This is a genomic window from Oceanicola sp. 22II-s10i (genome assembly GCF_002210105.1).
Taxonomy (GTDB): Bacteria; Pseudomonadota; Alphaproteobacteria; order Rhodobacterales; family Rhodobacteraceae; genus Pseudooceanicola.
In genome coordinates this window covers 139,783-157,428 of record NZ_AQQU01000005.1, presented here as the reverse complement: position 1 = coordinate 157,428, position 17,646 = coordinate 139,783, and the positions used below count along the sequence as shown (strand labels likewise).

At 65.2% G+C, this 17,646-nt stretch carries 16 protein-coding genes; 13 read left to right on the top strand and 3 right to left on the bottom strand.

Annotation, left to right across the window (positions count from 1 at the left end; translation table 11 throughout):
• Window positions 1-100 precede the first annotated feature (100 nt).
• The 4 genes from ATO6_RS14235 to ATO6_RS14220 all read left to right on the top strand — a co-directional run bounded on the left by ATO6_RS14235 (window position 101) and on the right by ATO6_RS14220 (window position 3,765).
• Window positions 101-1,114: a phosphotransferase gene (locus ATO6_RS14235; RefSeq protein ID WP_088624685.1), complete on the top strand. Its 1,014-nt coding sequence runs from the start codon at window positions 101-103 to the stop codon at window positions 1,112-1,114.
• Window positions 1,104-2,318, top strand: coding sequence for a GNAT family N-acetyltransferase (locus tag ATO6_RS14230; RefSeq protein WP_141102003.1), 1,215 nt, complete (start codon window positions 1,104-1,106; stop codon window positions 2,316-2,318). Before ATO6_RS14235 ends, ATO6_RS14230 begins: the two co-directional genes overlap by 11 nt.
• Window positions 2,319-2,666: 348 nt before the next feature.
• Window positions 2,667-3,062 (top strand): TadE/TadG family type IV pilus assembly protein, encoded by a 396-nt coding sequence (locus ATO6_RS14225; protein ID WP_088624683.1) that lies wholly within the window; start codon window positions 2,667-2,669, stop codon window positions 3,060-3,062.
• The gene (locus ATO6_RS14220; protein WP_088624682.1) at window positions 3,049-3,765 is read left to right on the top strand and encodes a pilus assembly protein TadG-related protein; all 717 of its coding nucleotides are present in this window, start codon (window positions 3,049-3,051) and stop codon (window positions 3,763-3,765) included. The genes ATO6_RS14225 and ATO6_RS14220 overlap by 14 nt, the downstream gene beginning before the upstream one ends.
• Before the next feature lie 1,125 nt (window positions 3,766-4,890).
• On the opposite strand, the gene ATO6_RS14210 is transcribed toward ATO6_RS14220, so the two are convergent.
• Window positions 4,891-5,661, bottom strand: a complete 771-nt coding sequence (locus ATO6_RS14210; protein ID WP_088624680.1) for a L,D-transpeptidase — start codon at window positions 5,659-5,661, stop codon at window positions 4,891-4,893.
• 198 nt (window positions 5,662-5,859) lie between these two features.
• Between ATO6_RS14210 and ATO6_RS14205 the strand changes: the two genes are divergently transcribed.
• Both ATO6_RS14205 and ATO6_RS14200 read left to right on the top strand, forming a co-directional pair.
• Entirely contained in the window at window positions 5,860-7,896 is a 2,037-nt protein-coding gene (locus tag ATO6_RS14205; RefSeq protein ID WP_088624679.1) for an NADH:flavin oxidoreductase, read from the top strand.
• Window positions 7,897-8,001: 105 nt separating this feature from the next.
• Window positions 8,002-8,316 carry a SemiSWEET family sugar transporter gene (locus ATO6_RS14200; RefSeq protein ID WP_088624678.1) on the top strand — a complete coding sequence of 105 codons (315 nt, stop codon included), beginning with the start codon at window positions 8,002-8,004 and terminating at the stop codon, window positions 8,314-8,316.
• Window positions 8,317-8,320: 4 nt separating this feature from the next.
• Here ATO6_RS14200 and ATO6_RS14195 read toward each other — a convergent pair whose 3' ends face one another.
• Window positions 8,321-9,451 (bottom strand): acyl-CoA dehydrogenase family protein, encoded by a 1,131-nt coding sequence (locus ATO6_RS14195; RefSeq protein WP_088624677.1) that lies wholly within the window; start codon window positions 9,449-9,451, stop codon window positions 8,321-8,323.
• Window positions 9,452-9,459: 8 nt separating this feature from the next.
• The gene (locus tag ATO6_RS14190) at window positions 9,460-10,995 is read right to left on the bottom strand and encodes a class I adenylate-forming enzyme family protein (protein WP_176440938.1); all 1,536 of its coding nucleotides are present in this window, start codon (window positions 10,993-10,995) and stop codon (window positions 9,460-9,462) included.
• Window positions 10,996-11,292: 297 nt separating this feature from the next.
• Between ATO6_RS14190 and ATO6_RS14185 the strand changes: the two genes are divergently transcribed.
• The 7 genes from ATO6_RS14185 (at window position 11,293) to ATO6_RS14155 (ending at window position 17,523) form a co-directional block, all read left to right on the top strand.
• Window positions 11,293-11,787, top strand: coding sequence for a MaoC family dehydratase (locus tag ATO6_RS14185; RefSeq protein WP_088624675.1), 495 nt, complete (start codon window positions 11,293-11,295; stop codon window positions 11,785-11,787).
• Between the two features lies 1 nt (window position 11,788).
• Window positions 11,789-13,027 carry an acyl-CoA dehydrogenase family protein gene (locus tag ATO6_RS14180; protein ID WP_088624674.1) on the top strand — a complete coding sequence of 413 codons (1,239 nt, stop codon included), beginning with the start codon at window positions 11,789-11,791 and terminating at the stop codon, window positions 13,025-13,027.
• On the top strand, window positions 13,024-13,503 hold the full coding sequence (locus ATO6_RS14175) for a MaoC family dehydratase (protein WP_088624673.1): 480 nt from the start codon (window positions 13,024-13,026) through the stop codon (window positions 13,501-13,503). Before ATO6_RS14180 ends, ATO6_RS14175 begins: the two co-directional genes overlap by 4 nt.
• 1 nt (window position 13,504) lies before the next feature.
• The gene (locus ATO6_RS14170; RefSeq protein WP_088624672.1) at window positions 13,505-14,743 is read left to right on the top strand and encodes a CaiB/BaiF CoA-transferase family protein; all 1,239 of its coding nucleotides are present in this window, start codon (window positions 13,505-13,507) and stop codon (window positions 14,741-14,743) included.
• A 75-nt stretch (window positions 14,744-14,818) separates the two neighbouring features.
• A complete protein-coding gene (locus ATO6_RS14165) occupies window positions 14,819-15,730 on the top strand; it encodes a CoA ester lyase (RefSeq protein ID WP_088624671.1) in 912 nt (303 codons plus the stop codon).
• 126 nt (window positions 15,731-15,856) lie between these two features.
• A complete protein-coding gene (locus tag ATO6_RS14160; RefSeq protein WP_088624670.1) occupies window positions 15,857-16,738 on the top strand; it encodes an alpha/beta hydrolase in 882 nt (293 codons plus the stop codon).
• Complete coding sequence (locus ATO6_RS14155) at window positions 16,735-17,523, top strand: SDR family NAD(P)-dependent oxidoreductase (protein ID WP_176440937.1); 789 nt, start codon at window positions 16,735-16,737, stop codon at window positions 17,521-17,523. Before ATO6_RS14160 ends, ATO6_RS14155 begins: the two co-directional genes overlap by 4 nt.
• The last annotated feature ends 123 nt before the right edge of the window (window positions 17,524-17,646 follow it).

Sequence of the window (17,646 nt, the reverse complement as noted above, 5' to 3'; positions counted from 1 at the left end):
CAAGCCCCCGTTTTTCCTTACTTGCGTCCGAATTTGATGGCTTGATGTCCCCGGTAAGAGTGCCTTCGGAAAAAATCCGAAGTGAAGAGGGTAAGAGCAAATGGCAAAGACGTCCTCCCGTATTCAGAAGATCCTTTCCGCGGCCGAAGCGCATTTTGGCCGTAAGGTCGACGAAGTGACGACGCCGGGGGGCGAGGGGCGTTCAAGCTGCCGCCTGCACTTCGGCAATGTCACGGTGATCGCCACGCTGCGCCCGAACTACCGCCGTGCCCACCTGGAGGCCTACGCGCTTCACCGGCTTGCGCCCCATTGCGACGACGCGCCGAAGGTTCTGGGCGTGGTCGACAAGGTGATCTTCCAGTCCGACGTCGGCAGCCGCAGGCTGAACATGGAAATCGCGCGGTGCAGCCAGTCGCGGCGCATCGAGCTTGCCGAAGAGGCCGTCGGCGGGATCTTCCGGATACAGGCCGCGGCCCGCGCAGCCGGACTGGAAAAGGAAATGCCCCACCTCGGCGTGAATGACGAGTGGCTGGACAACCTGACCGGTGGGCTGGACGCGCTGAACAACTTCTCCTCCGTGCCGGCCGATGTCGTGGATCTCGAGGCGCTTCGGCAGTTGATCGCCACGCCCGCCCGGCAGTTCGTGAAATGGGACTGCCGGTCGGGCAATGCCGCCATTGGCGATGACGACAAGCTGCGCTGGTTCGACTTCGAATACAGCGGCGTCCGCCACGGGGCCGAGGACCTCGCCTGGCTGATCGGCGACGAGGCCTGGCCGCTCCGGCCCGACGTCATGGAAGATATCGTCCGTCAGGCCTTCGACCCGGCGACGGGACACACACTCGATGCCTATCTGGACTATCTTGCCGCCTACACGACCCTGCACTGCCTGCAACGGTTCCGGCTGATCCTCAAGGAAGCGCGCAAGCGGGGCTGGCTGTCCAAGACCAAGGTGCGCAAGTTCGACGATGCCGGCGTGCACCCCGAATTCGCGGCGCATCTCTGTGGAGTCGGGGCGTATTTCGCCGGGCGCAACCGCCTGACCTCGGCCCTCGTCCCGTATTTCGAAGCGGCGGAGCGCGCGTTCAAGGTGATGTTGAAGAATGCAGCTTGATCGACATATGGCCGCGACCGCACAGACGGTCCATGCCGAACGGGGCCTGCATGTGGCCTGCGTCACCACGCTGCCCGGTATCGACGCGATCCGCGAGGAATGGGAGGAGCTGTTCGAGAACGACCCCGACGCGAACGCCTTCCTGTCCTGGGCGTGGCTGCGTCAGACATTCGCCGAGAACCCGTCGCGCTGGCGGGTCCTGACCGCGCGGTCGCGGGCCGACGGGCGGCTGGTCGGGCTGTTCCCGCTGAAGTCCCGGATCCACTGGAGCACATCGCGCAAACGGTTCGAGACCGAACTGGAAGCCGCCGGGCGCCTGTCCAGCAGCAGCTACTCGGGCATGATCATCGCGCCGGACAGGGCGGCCGATGTACTCAAGGCGTTCGGTGAGGCTCTGGCCGACATGCATTGGACGCGGCTGTCCATGCTCTATTTCGTGCCGGAAACGCGGGCGCGGGCCCTCGGCGAGATTCTGGCGGCCTGCGGGCTCGAGGTCGCGTGGCGCGGCTACATGTCCGAGGATGGCAAGACGGACAAGCTGATGTCGGCCAATGTCCCCCTGCCTGCCACCCTGAACGATCTTCTGAACGGCATGCCCGACCGGAAATTCGCCAGGCAGTATATGCAGCTTCGTCGCGACCGGCGCGACTATTCGGTCATGCTCGTGCGCCCCGACAATATCGAGGCGAACATCGGGCGGCTCGGCCGGATGCTGGCGGCAGCCGGTTCCAGATCGGACCGGTCCCGTTTCAGCCGGTACACGCCGACCATCCGCACCGCCTGCGAGGCCGGGGCCCTGTTCATGCCAATACTGGTAAAGGAGCGCAGGATCGTCGCCTTCGCGGCCCATCTCCTCGATCCGGTGCTCGGCGACATGATCCGGATCGTGTCCGGGCGGATGGCGAACGAAGAAGGGGGCCGCGCGGAGCGACTTCTGACCCAGTACGCGATCGAGGCCGCCATCCGTTCGGACTGCTTCGCCTATGATTTCGGACGGGACGAGGCCACGGGGAACGAGGGGTTCTTTCACGAGGACGTCCGCAGCCTCTATATGTCGGTGAAAAAGGATCAGCCGGACGACCTGTCCTGCCTCAGTCCCGACGACGCGGGGCAGGCCCTTGACCGGATCGCCGAGTTCATTCGCAAGGACCGGCACGAGGACGCGCTGGCAGGGACCAGCCATCTGCGCAGGCTGTTTGGATAGGCATAGCGGCCAAAAGCCAAGCGGGTTGTCGCAACTGACGGGTCCGATGCATCCGGGCAGAGTGTCCTTGTCCGGTGTCCCGTTTTTTGCAATTTGAATCGCTTGCCACACTTCCTGCTCAGGTGGTGCCGTTGTTGCGGACGTGTGGGGCGCCGAATGCGCGCGCATTCTGAGCAATCAGAGGGCGAGAAACGCAATTTAAAAAACAAGCTCAGATTGTGGATGCGCGCGGCGCGCCGTTCAGCCGAAAAAATTTCACTTGGCGAACATATGGCCACCATTGTCAGACCATGATTCCGCCATAGTTCGAGCGCCTATTTATTAAGTGTTAATGAGTGAGGTGTTTCTATGCTCAGCAAGTACCTTAAATCGGAAAAAGGCAACGTCACCGTAGAGTTCGTGATCTGGGCGCCATTCTACGTCGCCGCGATTGCGATGACCACGAACGTGGCAATGACGCTCGCGACAATGACCGCGATGGTCGACGTTTCCCGTGACACGGCGCGCCGCGTCTCTGTGGGAGATCTTTCTGCAGAACAAGCCGTCGTCTACGCCGAAGGACGGTTGTCGCCCAGCTACAAGCCTCACATCGAAGTCAATGTCATCGACAACCGCGATGTGAAGGTCGAGATAACTGCGGCCCCCGGCTACATTCTCGTGCCGGCGATGAAGCTGTTCATTCCCGGTGGCCTGAGCGTCAACTACGTGATGAGGAAGGAAGGAACGACACATGTCGGTGTCTGACCTTCTTCGTCGCTACGGCGTCGAACAGCGTGGCAGCGTATCGATCCTGAGCGTCTTCACCGTCTTCAGTTTCTTCGTGATCGGGGGGCTGGCCGTGGATGTGGGGAACGCGTACCGGAACCGTTCGCTTCTCTCGGCGGTGGCGGATGCGGCCTCCACCGCGGCAGCGCTGGATCTTCCCGATACCCATGTGGCCAGAAAAACCGCGCTGGAATACATCAAGAAGAACTTCCCCGACACGAAGCACTCCCAGATCAAGGCGATGACCGATATCAGGTTCGGCGTCTGGGATGGCGAGAAGCGGGTGTTCACCGAAAGCAATGAGACGCCAACGGCCGTGCGGGTGACACTCTCCCGTCAGGCAGGAGGCGCGGGCAAGGTCGAACCGGTCGTCCTTCAGATCATCGGTTTCACAGGTTGGGACATCGGCGAGCCGAGTACGGCGGTCAAGGTGGTCAGCAAGCCGAAGTCGCCGATCGGGGAACTCAGCAAATACCTTCTGTTCTATTCCCAGGGGATATCGACGCCAACTGGCAGGCGGCCAACAAGGGATTTGTGGGCGATGTCGCGGTCAACGGTATCACGGCGTCCGAACGGACGTCCGGTAGCTTCGACTACTTCGGCACCATCTATACAAACGACAAGAGTATCGCTGGATGGAAGGACATCATCGAAAACAACACCTCCAGCGCCAGCGTCCTGATCAACGAAGGTGCGCGTATCGCGAACCTGACCAGTGACTTCGATAAAGCCGTAGGTGCGATCACCGAGATGCCGGTGACGCCAGGTTTCGAGGCGATGACCCCTGCCACCCTGAACGGGCTCAACACGAAGGACGGACAAGCGAAGACCTACGTGATCAACATGGTGGAACTGAAGGCCAGCTCGCCGATCGACATCACCGGTGATCGCGACGACATGTTCTACGTTCGCTGGGATGAGGAACCGCAAACACAGGGGCTTCAGGGGCAGGTCAAGTTCCAGGGCGGTGGCGGGATCAATCCGCTCGGCAATCTGGTGCCAACCAACTTCATCAACCTGGCCGGCGATATCAATTCGTCGGGCGGCGGCAGCAATCCAAGCGGATTGGCCAGCTATCTGGCCGGTATGCCCAACAAGGTGTCCGGAGGCGGCTTTTTCACCGGATATTGGCTGACCGTCGGAAATGCCTCGGGTGAAAGCGCTCCGCTCAGCAATGGCATCTTCGTCGGTGGCTGGTATTCCAATGTCCGCAAGTTCAGCATGACCTCGGGGACAAGCGGCATTTATGTTCCGCCGCCGCAGGTTGGGGAATACTCGGGATTTCTGGAGGCTTCCGGCACGTATCTGGTGGACTGAGTCTCGATTTCCAGACCGTGCGCGTGATGGATGAATGTTGGCTTGGTGCGGTTGAAGCAATTGCCCCATTCCAGAGGAAATGCGTCCAACACCCGCGCGGGCGTGGGATCGGGCCCCTGCGTCCCGACTGTCCATGACCGGTCCTTGTGATTGCAGAATCTCCCTGCTCGAAACGGCAAAACGAAATGAAGAGACATGCTTCACGCTGTGGCAGAACGTGCAGGCCGCCAGAATCGGCCGAAACGGTCGGACGTGTCTCGGAACATGTTTGGCGGAGGTGAGGGGAGGATACCGACTGCGGGTATCGCCCGGCGACCACGGCCCTTTGATTAGCATCAGGGAGACGACTCGTCCGTTTCACGGCAGTCCCCGGATTTGGCAGAGCGCTGCCTGATGACGGGCGGGCGGTCAGGCGGCCCTTCCACCCCCCGGAACGCAAACGGCGGGGCATGGGCCCCGCCGCAGCAGATGTTTCGTCATGCGCCCGCTGTCACTGTGCGGCGCGCTTGCGCTCCTGCTCTTCGACAGCCGCATAGATGACGTTCGGATCGACGATCGTCGGCGGCAGTTCGACGCCGCGGTTGGCCATCGCCTCGCCTTCCAGCGCGACCGATTCATCGTAGGTGCGGACGACGACCTCGGTGCCCATCGGGGTCCGGTCGAACAGTTCGATCACGTCCTGGTTGAACATGCGGATGCAGCCGGCGGTGCTGGAGTTGCCGATCGACGCCATGTCATTGGTGCCGTGGATGCGGAACGCGGTGTCGCGGCCGCCACGGTAGAGGTAGAGCGCGCGCGCGCCGAGCGGGCTGGCCACGCCGCCGGGGATGCCGCCCGCGAAGGGGCCGTAGACCTCGGGCTCGCGGCGCAGCATATTGCGGGTGGGGGTCCAGCCCGGCCAGTGCTCCATCCGGCGGATGGTGGCGCGGCCCTTGAAGCCGCGGCCCTCGCGCCCGACGGCCACGGGGTAGCGGACAGCAGTGCCGTCGCCGTTCACGTGGTAGAGGAACTTGGCATAGGGATCGACGACGATGGTCCCCGGCGCCTCGGTCCCGTTGTAGCTGACCTCGGTGCGGCGGTTCGGTTCGGTCAGATACTGGGAATCGACCGGCGGCAGGGTGATGTCGCCGTCCTGAAGCACGCCGTAGTGTCCGGTTTCCGCCTGCGTCACCGCAGTGTCTTCGTAAGGGCCGCTGGCGCAGGCGGCGAGCGTTCCGATCCCGAGAGTGAGAACGAAAGCGCGGACTATTCTGGTGGTCATGGAACTATCCCCATTGGTCTTTATCGTGCCGGCACCGTCTTGGCAGCAGGCGCCCTGTGGCTGTTGACGGATCGTGCGGCGGATTATGGTCCGGGATCAAGCGTTTGTCGGCACACAGGCAGGTTTGTGTGGCATGTGGGTCTGGTCAGCCCCACCCGGAACCTGTTTCAGTGGGCGCGCACACCGGATGGAGCCCGCATGTCACGCGATCCCCTGCTCGAACCCTACACCCTCAGGCACCTGACCCTGCGCAACAGGATCATGACCACCGCGCATGAACCGGCCTATCCCGAGGACGGCATGCCCAAGGATCGCTACCGGGCCTATCACGTCGAACGGGCGAAGGGCGGGGTGGCGATGACGATGACCGCCGGATCGGCGCTGGTGTCGCGCGACAGTCCGCCCGCGTTCAACAACGTGCTGGCCTACAGGGACGAGGTCGTGGGCTGGATGCGCAGGCTGACCGACGAATGCCACGATCACGGGACGGCGGTGATGATCCAGCTGACCCACCTTGGCTGGCGGTCCCGCTGGGACTGGGGCGACTGGCTGCCCACCGTGGCGCCGGGGCCGCTGCGCGAACCCGCGCACCGGGCCTTCCCCAAGGTGATGGAGGACTGGGACCTCGCCCGCGTGGTGCGCGACTATGCCGATGCCGCCGAGCGGATGCAGGCCGCCGGGCTCGACGGCATCGAGCTGGAGGCCTACGGGCACCTGCTGGATGCCTTCTGGTCGGGGCACCTGAATCACCTCGACGCGCCCTATGGCGGCGATCCCGAGGCGCGGATGCGATTCCCGCTGGAGGTGCTGGCGGCGATCCGCGACAGGGTGGGGCCGGACTTCATCGTGGGCGTCCGGTTCACAGCGGACGACGGGCAGCCCGGCGGGATTTCCGAGGCCGAAGGGCTGGCGATCGGTCATGCGCTCAAGGACAGCGGCATGGTCGATTTCCTGAACGTAATCAGGGGGCGGGTGGACACCGACGCGACGCTGACCGACGTGATTCCCGTGCAGGGGATGCGCAGCGCGCCGCATCTGGATTTCGCCGGGCGCATCCGGGCCGAGGTCGGTCTGCCGACCTTCCATGCCGCGCGAATCCCCGACGTGGCGACGGCGCGGCACGCGGTCGCCTCGGGGCTGCTGGACATGGTCGGGATGACCCGTGCGCATATCGCGGACCCGCATATCGTGCGCAAGATCGCCGAGGGGCGCGAGGACGACATCCGGCCCTGCGTTGGCGCGACCTACTGCCTCGACCGGATCTATGCCGGGGGGATGGCCCTTTGCATCCACAACCCCGCGACGGGGCGCGAGCTGGAGATGCCGCACGTGATTCCCTCCGCCGCGCAGGCGCGCCGGGCGGTGATCGTCGGCGCGGGCCCCGGCGGGCTGGAGGCGGCACGGGTCGCCGCCGAACGCGGCCATCGCGTGACGGTGTTCGAGGCGGCGGCGGAACCGGGCGGCCAGCTGCGGCTGGCGGCGCGGACGCGGCGGCGGTCCGAGATGAAGGGCATCGTCGACTGGCGCATGGCGCAATGCGCTGCGCGGGATGTCGCGTTCAGATTCAACGCCTTGGCGGACGCACCGGATGTTCTGGCCGAAGACCCGGACATGATCGTCATCGCGACCGGCGGGCTGCCCGAAGTTTCGATCCTCGACGCCGGAAACGAGCTGGCCGTAACCGGCTGGGACATCCTGTCGGGCGATGTTGCGCCGGGGGCGGATGTGCTGATCTACGACGACGTGGGCGATCACACCGCGATGCAGGCCGCCGAGGTCATCGCGGCGGCGGGTGGCCGGGTCGAGCTGATGACCCGCGACAGGGGCGTGTCGCCCGAGATCATGGGCATGAACCTCGTCCCCTATATGCGCAGCCTGCAAGGGAAAAACGTGACCTTCACCGTCGCCCGGCGGCTGACCGGGATCACGCGCGAAGGCAATCGGCTGGTGGCGCGGATCGGGACGGATTACTCGGACCACACGATCACCCGCGATTACGACCAGATCGTCGTCAATGCGGGCACGATGCCGCTGTCGGACCTCTATTTCGACCTGCGCCCCGGCGCCCGCAACGGGGGCGAGGTCGATCAGGCCGCGCTGGTCTCGGGCGAGGGCGCACTGTTCCCGGCGCGGCGGGACGGGGGCTATGACCTCTACCGGATCGGCGATGCGGTGGCGGCGCGGAACGTGCATGCGGCGATCTACGACGCGCTGCGTCACGGCATCCGCTGGTAGCGATGCGCGGAATGCGACGCACCGGTGTCGCCGGGGACGTAGCGCCGGAACGGGAAGGGGGGCAAAGGGCATCGCAGCACCCCAACTCCTCCGGAGATCACGCATATGGGCGATCCCGTCGAAATCCTCGGCTACGTCGCGGCCGCGCTCGGCACCGTCAGCTGGCTGCCGCAGACGATCAAGACATGGCGCACCCGTGCCGTTAAGGACCTGTCGTTCTGGGCGCTGCTGCTGGTCTTTGCCACGGTGTCGTCGTGGCTGGTCTATGGCCTGCTGATCGTGAACTGGCCGCTGATCGTCGCCAACGTGATCTGCGTGATCCTCGTCGGCCTGCTGGTCATCGCCAAGCTGCGGTTCGAACCGCGCGCGGTGACACCGGCCGCGGCCCCGGCTGACACCGGGACCGCGCCGCTGGTCTGAAGGCTCAGAGCGTGCGCGAGATGATCTCGCGCATGATCTCGGAGGATCCGCCGTAGATGCGGAACACCCGCGCATCGGCCCAGTCACGCCCGATGTTGTATTCGCGCGTGTAGCCGTAGCCGCCGTGCAGTTGCAGGAAGACGTCCAGCCACCGGCCCAGCATCTCGGTCGACACGAGCTTGGCCTTGGCCGCCTTTTCGGGGCTGATCTTTTCCTCAAGGTGCTGCGCCAGCACCGCGTCGACATAGGTGCGCAGCATGTCGGCCTCGGCCGCCGCTTCGGCCAGGCGGAACTTGTTGGTCTGGAATTCGAACACCGGCTGTCCGAAGGCCTGGCGGGTCTTGGTGTACTCCACCGCCTCGGCCAGCGCGTTCTCCAGCATCGCGGCCGAGCGGATCGCGATGATCAGGCGTTCCTGCCCCAGCTCCTTCATCAGGTAGCTGAAACCCTTGCCTTCCTCGCCCAGACGGTTCGTCACCGGAACGCGCACGTTGTCAAAGAACAGCTCTGCCGTGTCCTGTGCATGCTGGCCCATCTTCTCGATCGAGCGCCCGCGCGAAAAGCCCGCGCGCTCCTCCTCGACGAGGATCAGCGACACGCCCTTTGACCCCGCCGCCGGATCGGTCTTGCACACGACGATGTAGAGCCCGGCGTTGTGGCCGTTGGTGATGAAGGTCTTCTGCCCCGAGATGACGTACTCGTCACCTTCGCGCCGGGCCTGCGTCTTGATGCTCTTCAGGTCCGAGCCGGTGCCGGGTTCGGTCATGGCGATGGCGGTGATCACCTCGCCCTGCGCCATCAGGGGCAGCCATTTCTTCTTCTGCTCTTCGGTGCCGAAGTTCATCAGGTAGGGCGCCACGATGTCGGAATGCAGCGAGAAGCCGGGGCCGCTGGCGTGGATCTTGGCCAGCTCCTCCATCATCACCGCGGAATGGCCGAAATCGCCGCCGCCGCCGCCGTATTCCTCGGGGATGGCGGCCAGCAGGTAGCCGTTCTGCCCGGCCTTGCGCCAGACCTCCTTGGGGACGATGTGGTTGCGTTCCCACTCGTCGTGGTAGGGCGCGATCTCGGTCTCGCAGAAGCGGCGGAAGCTGTCGCGCAGGGCTTCGTGGTCGTCACGGAAAGGGCGGGTCATGGTCGTTCTCACAGTTTCGGCTTGAGGGCGGTCTTGAGGATTTTCCCCGTCGGACCGACCGGCATTTCATCCAGAACGATCACCTCGCTCGGGACTTTGTAGGGTGTCAGGGTGCGGCGCGTGAAGTCGCGCACCTCGGCGGGATCGAGCTTCCGGCCGGGCAGGGCGGTGACGAAGCCCACGATCTCCTCGTTCCCCGGAACGGAACGGCCCAGAACGGCGGCCATGTTGACGTCCGGGTGGGCGGTCAGCGCGGCCTCGACATCGGTCGGGTAGACGTTGAAGCCCGAGCGGATGATGATTTCCTTCTTGCGTCCGGTGATCGCCAGCATCCCGTCGCGCATGACACCGATGTCGCCGGTGGCCAGCCAGCCGCCGTCGCGCATCACTTCGGCGGTGGCCTGCGGGTTGCGGAAGTAGCCCGCCATCATGAACGGTCCGCGCACCCAGATCTCGCCATCCTCGCCGTCGGGCAGGTCGTTGCCCGCCTCGTCCACGATGCGGCACTCGACCCCGGCCTCCAGCTTGCCGACCACGTTCGGCGCGACCTCGGCCCCCGGCGGCACGCGCGAGGCGGGCACGAATTCGGTCGAGCCGTAGCCGTTGCCAAGGATGACCCCCAGCCGGTCCAGTGCCCGCGCCTTGAGCGCGGGGTCAAGCGGCGCGCCGCCGCAGCCCGCGATCCTGAGACGCGCGCCGGACAGGTCGATCCCCTCGCGATCCGCGTGATCCAGCAGGCCGTTGTAAAGCTGCGGAACGCCGACCAGCACCGTCACCTCGCCATCGGCGACCATCCGCACCAGCAGGTCCGGGTCGTGACGGGGCGGCAGGACCATGCGCGCCCCCGCGCAGATCGAGGAAATGACGCTGCCCGACAGGCCGATCTGGTGGCTCATGGGCGAGACGACATAGAACGTGTCCTCGGGCCCGATGGCGCGCGTGAAGCACTGGGATTTCGCCTGCGCAAGCATCGTGTCGTTGGTGATCATCACGCCCTTGGGCGTCCCGGTGGTGCCCGAGGTGAACATGATCATCGCGATGTCCGCGCCGGTGCTGCCGCGGTCCTCGTTCGGCTCGGCCTTCGCATTGCCGGGGAGGACGCGGATGTCGCCGCCCACGGTATCGAGGTTCAGCGGTTTCGCCCCAAGCGCCTCGGCATGTTCGGCGGTCTTGGGCGATCCCTCGGTCGCGAAGACCGACAGCTTCGGGTCGCCAAACCCTTGCAGCACCTCGATTTCCGAGGTCTGCATCCGCGCGTTGACCAGCGTCAGCGAGGCGCCGATGCGGTTCGCGGCAAAGACCAGCAGGACGGCGCCGACCGTGTTCTCGCCGACCGCGAACATGCGGTCGCGGGGCCCGAGGCCGAGGTCCGACAGCGCATCCGCCAGACGCGCCGCGTCGCGGGCCAGTTCGCCGAAGGTCAGCGATACGTCGCGGTTGACGATGGCGACGCGGTCGGGGGCCGTCGCGCCCCAGTGGTCCAGCATCTCGGAAAAGCGACTGACCTCGCCGGCCAGCCAGCCATGGGGTTTGTCCTGTGTCATGTCTCCTCCCACGGTGCGCATTCTGTATCAGGAATGGCTTTCTTTACCAGCATCGCATGATCGTTAGCAAGCTACCAAAATTCATCCGTGGCATCTCCCCCCGGAAAGGTCCGACCTAATTGACGCTTCGGTAAAAAGACTGTTCGATGGGTCAGCATGGCGGACTTACCGCCGCTGGATGCCCGAGGGAGGAGACCCGGCAGCCGTGAACGATGCGCGAGGCGAGGGGCCATTGGCCCGCGCCCGCATCCGTGTCGGCGCCGCTTTCCCGGACGCAGGAGACGCAAGGATGACCGCATGAGCGAGGATATCGTCAACCGCCTCAAGTCCGAGGCGACTTACTGGACCCGTGGCAACCGCTACGGCGACTTTCACGAGGGCCTGCACTTCGACCACCACTGGGGCCGCACGATCACCGAAGGGGACAACACGCTCTTCACCGTGCTGACGATGCACTACAACCCCCGCTACACCAACGCCGAGGCCGCGCGGGCCGAGGGGCATGACACGACGCCGGTCAACCCGCTCTTGGTCTTCAACACCGTCTTCGGCCTGACGGTCGAGGACTGTTCCGAAGGCGGCGGCCCGTTCCTGGGTGTCGACGACCTGGTCTATGGCGCGCCGGTCTATCCGGGCGACACGGTCTATGCCACCAGCGACACCGTCGACTGCCGCGAGAGCGAGAAGCGCCCGGCCTTCGGCATCGTCACATGGGCCACGCGCGGCGTGAACCAGCGCGGCGAGGAAGTGATCCGCTTCCGCCGCACCAACCTCGTCAGAAAGGAGCGCTGAGATGGACGGCACCTATTCGCAGGACGGCAGAGGCTATTTCACCGAGGAGCGGATCATGATCCGCGAGTCGGCGCGTGAATTCACCATGCGGGAGGTCCTGCCGGTCGCCAACGAACTGGACGGCCCGGATGGAGAGATCCCGATGGATCTTCGCCAGAAGATGGCCGACATGGGTTACTTCGGGATTACCATCCCGGAAGAATTCGGCGGTCTCGGGCTCGGAGCGTTCGAATACTGCCTGATTGCCGAACAGCTGGCGCGCGGCTGGATGTCCGTCGCTTCGATCATGGCGCGCGGGCAGGGCGGGATGATCCGCCGGGTGATGACGCCCGAGCAGCAGAAGCAATACCTGCCGCGCGTGGTCCGGGGCGAGTTCCTGAACGCCTCGTCGCTGTCGGAACCGGGGACGGGGTCGGACCTCGCCTCGATTTCCTGCCGGGCGGTCAAGGACGGCGACGACTGGGTCATCACCGGCAACAAGTACTGGTGCACCTTCGCGGACGGATCGGATTTCATGACCGTCTTCGCCCGCACCTCGCCGCCGCCCTCGTCGGACAAGCGGTGGATGGGCATCTCGTGCTTCATGATCGAGAAGCCGCGCGGCGAACTGCCGAAAGGCGTTTCGGGCTCGAAGATCCCCAAGATCGGCTATTTCGGCTGGAACACGCTGGAGCTGTCCTTCGACGGCTGCCGCGTGCCTGCCGCAAACCTTCTGGGGCAGGAGGGCATGGCCTTCCGCATCATGGCCAAGGGGCTGGAGACGGCGCGCGCGCATACGGCCGCGCGGGCCATTGGCCTGGCGCAGGGCGCGCTGGAGGATGCGACGGCTTACGCTCAGGAGCGGATCCAGTTCGGCCGCCCGATCACCGAGTTCCAGGCCATCCGGTTCAAGCTGGCCGAAATGGCCGCCCAGATCGAGGCGGCGCGGCAGCTGCTCTACCATGTCTGCAACGAGATCGACCAGGGCCGCCGCTGCGACAAGGAAGCGAGCATGGTCAAGTACTTCGCGACCGAAATGGCTGAGCGGGTGACCTCCGAAGGGCTGCAGATCCTCGGCGGCGCGGGCTACACCAAGCTGCACGCGATGGAACGCTACTGGCGCGACGCGCGGCTGACGAAGATTTTCGAGGGGACGTCGGAAATCCAGCTCAGGATCATCTCGGACAACATGCTGGGCAAGTCGGACGTGGACAAGTGGATCACCGAAACGGCCTTCGAAAAGGCATGGGGGAACAAATGAGCGGGTCTCCGGCGCCGGTGAGCGCGAACAACTATTTCGAGGATTTCCAGCCCGGTCAGGTCTTTCGCCACGCGCGCGGCAAGACGGTGACCGAGATGGACAACGTCCTGATCACCAACATGGTGATGAACACCGCCGAGGGGCATTTCAACGCCCACCGGATGCAGGGCGGTCAGGGGCATGGGGTGTTCACCGACCGGGTCGTGTTCGGTGGGATCAACCTGTCGATGGTCATCGGTCTGGCCGCGCAGGACACGGCGGAGAACGCGGTGAAGGAGATCGGGATGACCAACATCCGGTTGAAGAACCCGGTCTATCATGGTGATACCCTTTACGCTTTCTCCGAAGTGCTGACGGTCGAGGACGGCGATATCGAGGGCGCGGGCGTGGTCACGTTCCGGCACTACGGCATCAACCAGGAAGACAAGCTCTGCGTGATGGCCGACCGGACCGTCGCGCTGCGGCGGCGGGGCTGAGATGCCGCCCAAGCATTACTCCGGCGCGCTGGAAGGCGTGGTCGTGCTGGACCTGACGATGATGCTGGCGGGGCCCTTCGCCAGCATGATGCTGGCCGATCAGGGCGCGACCGTCATCAAGATCGAACCGGTGGGGGGCGACAACACCCGCCGGATCGGACCGCATATGGAAGGCGAGATCAGCCGCGAGGATGGCGGTTACGGCGGCTACTTCGGTTCGATCAACCGCAACAAACGCTCGATATGCATTGATTTCAAAACGAAAGAAGGCGTGGCGCTGTTCCACGACATGGTCCGGCAGGCCGACGCGGTGATCGAGAACTACCGTGGCGGCGTCGCGGACCGGCTGGGCAACAGCTACGAGGTCCTGCGCGAGGTGAACCCGGCGCTGGTCTACGCCTCGGTCCGTGGCTTCGGCGACCAGCGGGGCGGCAAGTCGCCCTACGGGCACTGGCCGGCCTACGACCCGGTCGCGCAGTCGATGGGCGGGATCATGGCGATCACCGGCGCCGAGCGCGGGGCGATGCCCACCAAGGTAGGTCCTGGCGTGGGCGACATCATTCCGGCGATGTATGCGGCCTTCGGCCTCGTCTCCGCCGTCCTGCGGGCGCGGGCCACGGGCGAGGGGCAATATGTCGACATCGCCATGGTCGACGCGATCATGGCGACCTGCGAGCGGTCGATCTTTCAGCTCAGCTTTACCGGGAACAATCCGGGGGTGGAGGGCAATCACCATCCGCTCTTCGCCCCGTTCGGGCTGTTCCGGGCCAAGGACGGCTGGGTCACGATCACCGCACAGAGCGAGAAGTTCTGGGAGATCCTGACGCGGCTGATCGGGCGGCCCGAACTGGCCGCCGATCCGCGCTATCTGACGGGCGACCTGCGCGGGCAGCACCGCGACGAGGTGATTGCGATCGTGGAGGAATTCACCCTGCCGCGCACCCGCGCCGAGATTGCCGAGGTTCTGGGCGGCAACGTGCCCTTTGGCCCGGTCTACCTGGCCGCCGACCAGTTCACCGATCCGCATTTCGCGGCCCGCGACATGCTGGTGACCTACGAACATCCCGGCACCGGGCGCCAGACCACCATCGCCAATACGCCGGTCAAGATGACCGGTACTCCGGGCGGGGTGCACAGTCGTGCACCGCTGCAGGGGGAGCACACTGATGCGATACTGCAGGAGTTCGGGTTAAGTCCCGAAAGAATATCGGAATTGCGCGCGTCCCGCGTCGTGGAGTGAGGATGCGCGGGGCATTTCACGCGACGCGTTGAAGCCTTCGTGCAACCATTTGAAAATAAGGAAGGATCAGAGATCATGAGCCAACGTCCCAAACGCCTGCGCCGCTGCCAGCTGTCCGTGCCGGGATCGAGCGAGAAGATGATGACCAAGGCCGCCGGCCTCGACGTCGATTACATCTTCCTCGACCTTGAGGACGCGGTGGCGCCCGACGCCAAGCGGCCCGCGCGGAAAAAGATCATCGACGCGCTGAACAACCTCGATTTCGGCAAGTCCACACGCTGCGTGCGGATCAACGACCTGACCACGGAATACGCCGCCGAGGACATCATCGAGGTGATGGAAGGCGCGGGCGAGAACCTCGACGTCATCATGCTGACCAAGTGCCTTGGCCCGGATGACATCACCTTCTGCGACAAGCTGATGTCCCAGATGGAGAAGAAGCTGAAGCTGAAGAAGCGCATCGGTCTGGAGACGTTGATCGAGGAAGTCGAGGCGATGCAGAAGGTCGACGAGATCGCCTGCGCGTCGGACCGGCTGGAGGCGCTGATTTTCGGCATGGGCGACTACTCGGCCAGCCAGGGCGTCAGCACGAAGGACATCGGCGGTGAGTCGGGTTATCCCGGCGACATCTGGCACTACCAGCGGCAGAAGATGACGATCGCCGCGCGGGTGAACCGGATCGACGCGGTGGACGGGCCGTTCGCGAACTTCAGCGACCCGGATTTCTACCGCGAGGAATGCCGCCGGTCGATGATCCTCGGCATGGTCGGGAAATGGGCGATCCATCCCAGCCAGGTCGAGATCGCGCAGGAGGTCTTCTCTCCCACGCCTGAGGATGTGGACCGGGCCCGGCGGATGCGCGAGGCCTTCGATGCCGCCATCGCACGCGGCGAGGGCGCAGCGCAGTTCGAGGGGCGGATGATCGACATCGCCTCTATGCGGATCGTTGACCGGATCGTTGACCGGGCGAACATGATCGGGATGTGAGACGGCGCGGCGATGGGAGGTCCTCGGGTCGTGACCCGAGGATGACGGGCGCAGCTGAACGCCGTCATCGCCGGGCCTGACCCGGCGACCCCGTGCCGCGCGACGAACCTCGGACGGGAGGGGGCGATGCTCTGGCGACACTACGCGACGGCGGAACAGATCAACTGGCAGTATGACGTCGGCACCCACCATCCGCCCGCGCGCGGAGTGATCCGCCGCAAGGAGACGCTCTCGGCCTCCGCCCGCGCGGACTATCCCTGCACGCTGAACGTCCCCTACGGCGACACGGCACGGCAGGTGCTGGACATCTTTCCAGCCGAACAGGAGAACGCCCCGGTCATCGTGTTCATTCACGGCGGCTACTGGCGCAGCGTGACATCGACCAAGGACACATCGTCCTTCGTGGCGCATGGCACCCGGCCGCGGGGCTACACGCTCGTCACCGTGGAATACGATCTCTGCCCAAATGTGACGCTGGAGGCGCTGATCGCGCAGGTCCGCGCCTCGGTCGAATGGGTGATCCGGAACATCTCCGCTCACGGCGGTGATCCGGCGCGCATCCATGTCACCGGCACCTCGGCGGGCGGGCATCTGACCGCCATGGTCGCGGCGACGGACTGGGCGGCGCGGGGCCTGCCCGCCGATGCGGTAAAGGGGGCGACGGCGCTGTCGGGGCTCTATGACCTGACGCCGTTTCAGTGGGGATTTCTGGCCGGGGATCTGAAGCTGGACAAGGCGCGGATCGCCGCCTGTTCGCCGGTGACGCAGGTGCCCGAGGGGGGCTGCCCGATCCAGCTACTCTGGGGCGGGCTGGAGCCGCCGGAGTTCGAGTGGCAGGCGCGCCAGCTGGAGGGCGCGTGGAGCCGCGCGGGGAACCCGGTCGTGACCTGCGCGATCCCGGAGCGGGACCATTTCACGATCAGTTTGGGCTTTCTGGAAGGGGACGACACGGCTTTCGGTCGGGCGTTCTGGCCGTTCGTGGCCCGATGCAACGGAGGGACACCATGAGCCGCGCGATACCGAACCCCGAGGGGCTGCACCTGCACCGGCTGGACGACAAGGTGGCGCTGGTCACGGGGTCGGGCCAGAACATCGGGCGCGCCATCGCGCTGCGGCTGGCCGAGGCCGGCGCGGCGGTGGTCGTGAACGGGGCGCGGAGCCCGGAGAAGGTTGACGAAACGGTGCACCTGATCCGCGAGGCCGGAGGGCGGGCGCATGGCATCATGGCGGATGTCAGCGATGCTGAAGCCGTGGGGCGCATGGTGGCCGAGGCGGCGGAGGTCTTTGGCCCGGTCGACATCGCGGTGTCGAACGTGGGGCGGCGGCTGCACAAGCCGTTCGAGGATATCACCATCGCGGACTGGGACGAGTCGATCCGGATCAACCTGTCGGCGTCGTTCTACCTGGCCCACCATGTCGTGCCGGGCATGAAGGAAAAGGGCTGGGGGCGGATCATCCATGTCTCGGGATATGACGGGTTCACCGGACACCTGACGGAACGCGCCTACAACATCGCGGCGAAGGCCGGGATGCACGGGTTTTCCAAGGCGGTCGGCAAGGAGCTGGGGAAATACGGGATCACCGCGAACACGCTGGTGCCCGGCGCGATCGACACCGACCGGGACTGGTCGCAGTATCCCAACACCCATGTCGACGCCAAGCGCGAGGCGATCCCGCTGAAACGCTGGGGGCATGTGGACGACCTCGCCTATGCGGCGGTCTACCTCTGCACCACGGGCGGGTTCGTGAACGGACAGGCGATCCATCTGAATGGCGGAGATTACATGTTCTGAGGGGGCGCTCGCCGGACCTTACGGTCCGTCTCGCTTCGGGACGGGCGGGGGCGAGGCGGTCCGTGAGGGCCGATGAGCGGTTTGCGCGTGGGACGGGCATCGAGCCCGTCCCATGCGGCCTCC